Origin of the sequence: Marinospirillum sp., from assembly GCF_035271045.1 — a bacterium.
Taxonomy (GTDB): Bacteria; Pseudomonadota; Gammaproteobacteria; order Pseudomonadales; family Halomonadaceae; genus Marinospirillum.
Genome location: NZ_DATESC010000026.1, coordinates 22,025 through 29,360 on the forward strand (window position 1 = coordinate 22,025; position 7,336 = coordinate 29,360).

Below are 7,336 nucleotides of genomic sequence, written 5' to 3' on the forward strand. Positions count from 1 at the left end.
ATTTGTCATTTAACTGTCACAGAAAAAGCTTACATTGTTCACAAAGTAACTTTAAAAGGTTAAGCCATGAAGGACATATCTTCAGTTTTAGAGCAGAGACTCAACAGCTCCCCCATAAAAAAACGTCGCAAATTTCGTGCATTTAAAGATGTTTTTGCGCGTTACGGTATTGCCGCTGGTGGTATGGGTGTCATAGTCGCCATCACCCTTATTTTCTTTTACCTGCTTTATGAAGTGGTTCCGCTGTTTAAAAGCGCCTCACTTGAAACAACAAGCAGCTTCTCTTTGACCAGTGAATTAGCCACTAGCCAGAACCTTGCTCTGATTACTGAAGAACAAAATGAACAAGCGGGCATTTTGACTAACCAAGGGCAGCTGGTTTTTTTTAGTACCCAAGATGGCACAGAAAAAGCCCGCCACCAACTGCCAGTGGGTAAGGCCAACATCACCAGCGTTAAAGAAAAAACACCCAGCGACACCAATTTAATGGTGGGTTTAAGTAATGGTGAGGTGCTGGCGGTTAATACTCGCTTTCAAGTGGAATATAACCAACAAGGCGAACGTGGTGGTATTAAACCCACAGTGACACCGCTATTTAATACCAGCCCTTTTCAGCTAGACCCATTAAGACGTGCCATTCAGCAAGTAACCTACCAAAAACTTCACGATGGTTTTTTAGTTGCAGGCTTAGTTAAACAAGGTGAAGTGCTGTTAACTAAAGTGGAGCAGCGCACCAACTTTATTACTGGTGCTTTTGTAGAAACCATTAAACCGCTTAACTTTCCTAATCAAACTTCTTATAAGCGTCTATTGATAGCGCCTGAAGCACGGTATATTTTTGCGCTAACGGCCAGTGGACAACTTGATGTTTATAACGCTCAAAACCTAAATACTCTTGTTTTAGATCATAGTGTTCAGCTAGTCACAGCTAACCAAGAAGTTACGCAAATGATTTTCCAGCTAGGTCAACAATCACTCCTAGTCGGTGATAATCAAGGGCAAATTAGCCAATGGTTTATGGTTAGAAATGAAGACAATGCACAGCGCTTAACGCACATTCGTACCCTAAAGTTAGGTGACTCCCCCATTGCCTTTTTAGAAGCTGAACAACGCCGCAAAGGTTTTGTTGCAATAGATACCACTGGGCGAGCCGGTGTTTTTAACACCACCGCCGAGAAAAAAGCCATTGATCTACAACTACTGACTGACAGTAAACCGATTTTGATTAGCATGGCACCTCGTGCTTCGATGCTTTTGGTGCAAGATAATCAGGGTGTGGTGCATAACTTTGCGATAGACAACAAACACCCAGAAACTTCACTTAAATCCCTATGGGGCAAGGTGTGGTACGAAGGTTACGAACAGCCAGAATACACTTGGCAATCCTCTTCTGCTTCGACTGAATTTGAACCCAAGTTCAGCTTGACACCTTTAGCTTTTGGTACGTTAAAAGCCGCTTTTTATGCCATGTTGCTATCCGTACCTTTAGCGGTTTGTGGTGCGATGTACACAGCCTACTTTATGGCGCCAGCAGTGCGTAACAAAGTAAAACCTGTTATTGAATTAATGGAAGCCTTGCCCACCGTTATTTTGGGTTTTTTTGCTGGTCTATTCTTAGCACCTTTTATGGAAAGCCATTTAACCGGCGTATTTGCGCTATTGCTAATAATGCCGTTAGGTATTCTTACTTTTGCTTTTGCTTGGGCGCAACTTCCCGGCAGCATTCGTCACCGTGTACCTGAAAACTGGCACCTTGTTTTGGTTATTCCACTGGTTATTTTTCTTAGCTGGTTCTCTTTCACTATGAGTCAACCGTTAGAAATCTGGTTTTTTGCAGGCGATATGCGTAACTGGCTAACCAACGATTTAGGCATTCCATTTGACCAACGTAATGCCATGGTGGTGGGTTTTGCGATGGGTTTTGCGGTTATTCCAACCATCTATTCCATTGCTGAAGATGCGCTTTACGGTGTGCCTAAATCATTAAGCCACGGCTCACTTGCTTTAGGTGCAACCACTTGGCAAACCTTGGTTAGAGTGGTTTTACCTACCGCCAGCCCCGGTATTTTCTCTGCGGTAATGATTGGTATGGGGCGTGCTGTTGGTGAAACAATGATTGTACTCATGGCAACGGGTAACACCGCCATTATGAATGCCAATATTTTTGAAGGTATGCGAACCCTTGCCGCGAATATTGCCGTTGAAATGGGTGAGTCCGCCATTGGCAGCAGTCATTACCGTGTTCTATTCCTGGCCGCCTTGGTGCTCTTTTTATTCACTTTTGTGGTTAACACCTTAGCAGAAGTTGTTCGCCAAAGGATGCGTAAAAAGTACAGCACCCTTTAGTTAGCAACCTTGTAAGTATTGATAACACTGCACAGTAATAAATTTAGGAGTTAATGATAATGCAGATTTCATTAAAAGATTGGATTCGCAGTGGCTCACCTTGGATTTGGTTAAGCGCCAGTGCTGTTGCGATTAGCGTGGTATTAGTGCTGGGTTTGCTAGGTATTATTGCTTCACGCGGGCTGGTGCATTTTTGGCCCGCTACGCTACAAGAATATACCTATACCCAAGCACAAGACTTAAAAATACAAGTGTTAGGCGAACAAGTGCAGCGCGAACAAGTGACCGCCGAGCAAATTCGTAATTCTGGTATTGCTGTTCCTGAAGGCATGGAACTTTTAGGTCGCCAGCTCATTAAAGTCGGTAATCGTGAAGTTTATGGTTCAGATTTTAGATGGGCATTAGAAAACCAGCTTAGCAACTTAGATTACCCAACTTACGCGACTAGCTTTGAGCGTTACGAGCAGGGTAATTTTTACGGTTTTATACTTAGTATTAAAGAAAATGGACAGATTACAGCACAGCAGGAAAAAGGCAGTAATCAACTTTGGGCAAGTGTCATTGAACGCATTCAGCAAACCGACCTTATCCATACAAAAATTAAAGCGCTAGAAAAAGGTGAAATTGGTGCAATTAACTACAAACTTGAACAACTGCGTTTGGATGAACGTCGCTTAGTATTAAAAGGTGATGATACCCCTGAAAATTTAGCCAAATTAAACGCTAAAAAAGCAGAACAGCAAGCAAAATATGCCTTATTGGAAGCCGAGTTAAGAGCCCTTTATAAAACGTTATCAACCGCCAGCTTAGTAGTAATAACTGCTGACGGTCAAACTAAAGAAATTAACTTCAGTAAAATTGTCCGTGCTTATCAACCCAATAATATGAGCTTGACGCAAAAAACCAGCCATTACTTTACTAAGCTTTGGGAGTTTGTATCTGACGACCCGCGTGAAGCCAACACCGAAGGCGGTATTTTCCCTGCTATCTTTGGTACGGTTATGATGGTATTGATTATGTCGGTACTGGTTACACCTTTTGGTGTTATTACGGCGGTTTACCTAAGAGAATATGCTCGCCAAGGTTTTATTACCCGTGTGATTCGTATCGCCGTTAACAACCTTGCCAGCGTACCTTCTATTGTTTATGGGGTGTTTGGTTTAGGTTTCTTTGTTTACTTTATTGGTGGCAACCTAGACAAGATTTTCTACCCAGAAGCCGCACCCGCACCTACTTTTGGTACACCGGGTTTGCTGTGGGCCTCTTTAACCTTGGCGTTGCTTACCCTGCCCGTCGTTATTGTTGCCACTGAAGAAGGTTTATCACGCATTCCACGTACCGTTAGAGAAGGCTCGCTGGCACTGGGCGCGACTAAACTTGAAACGCTATGGCGCATTATTATTCCTATGGCAAGCCCTGCCATGATGACTGGTGTAATTTTAGCCGTGGCACGCGCCGCGGGTGAAGTAGCGCCGCTGATGTTAGTTGGCGTGGTTAAATTAGCCCCTAATCTGCCTATGGATATGAACGCACCCTTCTTGCACCTAGAGCGTAAATTTATGCACCTCGGCTTTCATATTTACGATGTAGGTTTTCAAAGCCCTAACGTAGAAGCCGCACGGCCTTTAGTTTATGCCACAGCACTAATGCTGGTGGTAGTAATTGCTGTATTAAACATAACGGCAATAAGCCTACGTAACCGACTCAGAGAAAAATACCGTGCGCTGGATATGTAACGATTGAATTAAATAAATTGCTCCTTTGCACAGCTCGACTAAAGAAGATTAAAGGTACTAAGAATGAATAACACTACAACAGCACCCGCCATAAAAATGGCTGATTTAGGGCGTAACAGCCAGCAACTTAACTTGGCACAAGAAACCACCAGTATTGATGTTCAAAACATGAACCTCTATTACGGCACTAGCCAAGCGTTAAAAGACGTTACTTTACAAATTCCTAAGCAAAGAGTGACCGCCTTTATTGGGCCTTCTGGCTGTGGTAAGTCAACGCTGTTGCGCTCTTTTAACCGCATGAATGACTTGGTTGATGGCGTAAGAATTGAAGGTGAAGTGAATATAGATAAACAAAATATCTACGCTAAAGGCGTGGATGTGGCTGATTTACGCCGCCGTGTGGGTATGGTATTTCAAAAACCTAACCCCTTTCCAAAATCCATTTATGAAAACGTTGCTTATGGTTTGCGTATTCAAGGCATTAACAATAAGCGCCTGTTAGATGAAACGGTGGAATGGGCGCTTAAATCGGCAGCCCTTTGGGACGAAACTAAAGACCGTTTGCATGAGTCTGCTTTGGGTATGTCGGGTGGTCAGCAGCAGCGCTTAGTTATTGCGCGTACCATTGCGATTAAACCAGAAATTTTATTGTTGGATGAGCCTGCTTCAGCCCTTGACCCTATTTCTACGTTAAAAATAGAAGAGCTCATTCATAACCTAAAAGACAAATTCACTATTATTATAGTTACTCACAATATGCAACAAGCGGCACGAGTTTCTGATTACACTGCTTTTATGTACCTTGGTAAAGTTATTGAATTTGATAGCACTGATAAGCTTTTTACTAACCCTAACCAAAAACAAACTGAAGATTATATTACCGGTCGCTACGGTTAATGCATTGTAAATTAGCATTTATAAGTTAAAGGTATAACTTAGCATTTAAAGAGAAGAGCTAATAATATGAAAATAAGTCAAGAAAGTCATAACACCCATATTTCACAAAAATTTAATCAAGAATTAGAAGATATTCGTAGTCAACTGTTAGAAATGGGTGGTTTAGTAGAACAGCAAATTCAAGACGCTATTCAATCACTCACCGAAGGCGATACTCAGCTAGCTAAAGAAGTGCGTAAAAAAGACCGTGAAGTTAATCAGCTACAACTCGATATTGATGAGCAATGCACGCAAATTTTAGCACGTCGCCAACCCGCCGCTTCAGATTTACGGCTAGTATTAGCGGTTATACGCGCTACGGCTGATTTAGAACGCATAGGCGATGAGTCCAGCAAGATTGCCAAAGCCACTTTAAAACTATCGGAAGAAGGTACATCACCCAGAGGTTATATCGAAGCAAAGCACTTGGGCAATCATGTCAGAAAAATGGTACAAGATGCGTTAAATGCCTTTGCTCGCTTTGATACCGGACAAGCCTTAGCTGTGCTGCGTGAAGATAAAAATGTTGACTTAGAATACCAATCTGCAACCCGCGCACTCGTCACCTTTATGATGGAAGACCCACGGGCCATTTCACAAGTAATGAATATTATGTGGGTATTAAGATCGCTAGAACGTGTTGGCGACCATGCCAGCAATCTTGCTGAATACGTGATTTATTTAGTAGAGGGGCAAGACGTGCGCTACACCAAAACAGAAGTAATAGAAGCGGCACTTACTCACCCAAAGCCTTAAATTGTTTAACCTCAACCATAAAAAAACCCTACCAGCCATAAGCCAGTAGGGTTGCTTTTGTTTTAGGTTGCGTATTGAATAGCGTAATAGATGTAGCCAGCCCCAAGAAGATTCACCGGCATGGCGAGCAGCGACTTCAAAGGGCAGTACTTCGCTTTTAACGCCTGCCATAGTTACGGCAAGGCAGTTCAAACCAGCGATATAACAAAGCAGCCAGCAACCAAGTAACTAAAACAGAAGCCAGTAGATGTAGGTTAGGCGATTCAAACACACCTGACATTAGCAATAATACTAGGCCATGTAATAAATACACCCCATAACTTAATGAACCTAGGTGTAGCGCTATTTGATAGCTAGCACTTTTTATACCTAGTTTAAGCGGTGTTTGAATAGCGGGCTTATTTTGTTGTTGTGCATCTAACAGCAGTAACCCTGCGAGTAATAAAGCAAAGGCAAAAGCCACCCCCAAGTTAAACCAACCAAATGGACGAGGGCTAATTAAACCAGCCGAAGCAAAAGGATAAATACTATATAAACCCACCAATAACACACCAGCCAAAGTTAATAACGCCCAAGGTTTAATAGATAAAGACTTAACAGATAAAGGTTTAGCTAGCGGTTTATTAAAAAGCCAATAAAAAACCGCCATACCCAACCAAAATTCAATTAATAACGTAGGTAACTGAGCTTGGCGCACCAACCAATAACCATTATTTGGCTGGTAGTGCCAGTAATGCATGATTATAAAACCTACACAGCTTAATAATGCCAAACCCCAAAAACGTAACCTAGCTGATAAGCTTGCCGGCAGAAATAAACAAGCCAACACCAAGGTATAAAAAGCCACTTCAACAGAAAGCGTCCAATACACCTCATTAAAATAAGCAATGCCATGTAAGCTTTGCCAAGGGGCGGCTTGTAGAAAAAACAAATGGTGCAGCAATTGCCAAAGGGTTAGCCTAAGATTTTCAAGCCAACCTTGCAAGGTGCTGCTGGGTGCTAGAACCACGGTTAAAATTAACGACAATAAATATAATGGGTATAAACGCCACACACGGCGCTTTAAAAAAACCTTGGGCGTTTGATGGCGCACGCCTAGCACTAAAGGCGCAAATAAATAGCCGGTTAGCACAAAGAAAAGTTCGACCCCTGTATGAAAAAAATGCAAACCAGCCAAGGCTTCTGCCCACTTGGGGTTTAATGAATAAACGTAATGGTGAACTAACACCATTAAAGCGCCTAAGCCGCGCAAGCCTTCAATAATGGGTGACATGAATGAGGGTTCGTTAGTTTTAAGGAAGGTGATTTTAGCAGGAAAAAGAAAAAGGGGTCTGCCAAAAAGGGGTCAAACGTGTCGGGCTTTTACGAACGACTCTGACCCCTTTTACTAAACAGCTTTAGTGTTGATGCTCAAGGCGTAGCTGGGCAACGTCTTCAACCGCTAGCTTAAAGGTTTCGGCTATTTGCTCATCCGTTAAAGTAAGCGCATCAATGGCTAGCAACTGACGTACTGTTTCACGCTGTTTTTGTTCAAAGTTTTTTTCAGCTTCAAGCCGCCCTTG

The 7,336-nt window shown here is 42.6% G+C and carries 5 protein-coding genes; 4 read left to right on the forward strand and 1 reads right to left on the reverse strand.

Translation table 11 applies throughout. The features are described from left to right. The first annotated feature begins 66 nt into the window (after window positions 1–66). The 4 genes from VJY63_RS10040 (at window position 67) to phoU (ending at window position 5,774) form a co-directional block, all read left to right on the forward strand. Window positions 67–2,346, forward strand: a complete 2,280-nt coding sequence (locus VJY63_RS10040) for an ABC transporter permease subunit (protein WP_324050480.1) — start codon at window positions 67–69, stop codon at window positions 2,344–2,346. Window positions 2,347–2,405: 59 nt separating this feature from the next. Beyond that, window positions 2,406–4,082, forward strand: a complete 1,677-nt coding sequence (gene pstA, locus VJY63_RS10045) for a phosphate ABC transporter permease PstA (RefSeq protein WP_324050482.1) — start codon at window positions 2,406–2,408, stop codon at window positions 4,080–4,082. A gap of 63 nt (window positions 4,083–4,145) precedes the next feature. Then, window positions 4,146–4,979, forward strand: a complete 834-nt coding sequence (gene pstB / locus VJY63_RS10050) for a phosphate ABC transporter ATP-binding protein PstB (RefSeq protein ID WP_324050484.1) — start codon at window positions 4,146–4,148, stop codon at window positions 4,977–4,979. Between the two features lie 66 nt (window positions 4,980–5,045). Beyond that, window positions 5,046–5,774: a phosphate signaling complex protein PhoU gene (gene phoU, locus VJY63_RS10055; protein WP_324050486.1), complete on the forward strand. Its 729-nt coding sequence runs from the start codon at window positions 5,046–5,048 to the stop codon at window positions 5,772–5,774. A gap of 157 nt (window positions 5,775–5,931) precedes the next feature. Here the strand turns inward: phoU and VJY63_RS10060 are convergent, their stop codons facing one another. After that, on the reverse strand, window positions 5,932–7,047 hold the full coding sequence (locus VJY63_RS10060) for an acyltransferase (RefSeq protein WP_324050488.1): 1,116 nt from the start codon (window positions 7,045–7,047) through the stop codon (window positions 5,932–5,934). Window positions 7,048–7,336 lie beyond the last annotated feature (289 nt).

What these genes read in the sequence shown, in the direction of transcription:
- VJY63_RS10040 (WP_324050480.1), top strand. Translation starts at nt 67, where the DNA reads ATGAAGGACATATCTTCAGTTTTAGAGCAGAGACTCAACAGCTCCCCC.
- pstA (WP_324050482.1), top strand. Translation starts at nt 2,406, where the DNA reads ATGCAGATTTCATTAAAAGATTGGATTCGCAGTGGCTCACCTTGGATT.
- pstB (WP_324050484.1), top strand. Translation starts at nt 4,146, where the DNA reads ATGAATAACACTACAACAGCACCCGCCATAAAAATGGCTGATTTAGGG.
- phoU (WP_324050486.1), top strand. Translation starts at nt 5,046, where the DNA reads ATGAAAATAAGTCAAGAAAGTCATAACACCCATATTTCACAAAAATTT.
- VJY63_RS10060 (WP_324050488.1), bottom strand. Translation starts at nt 7,047, where the DNA reads ATGTCACCCATTATTGAAGGCTTGCGCGGCTTAGGCGCTTTAATGGTG.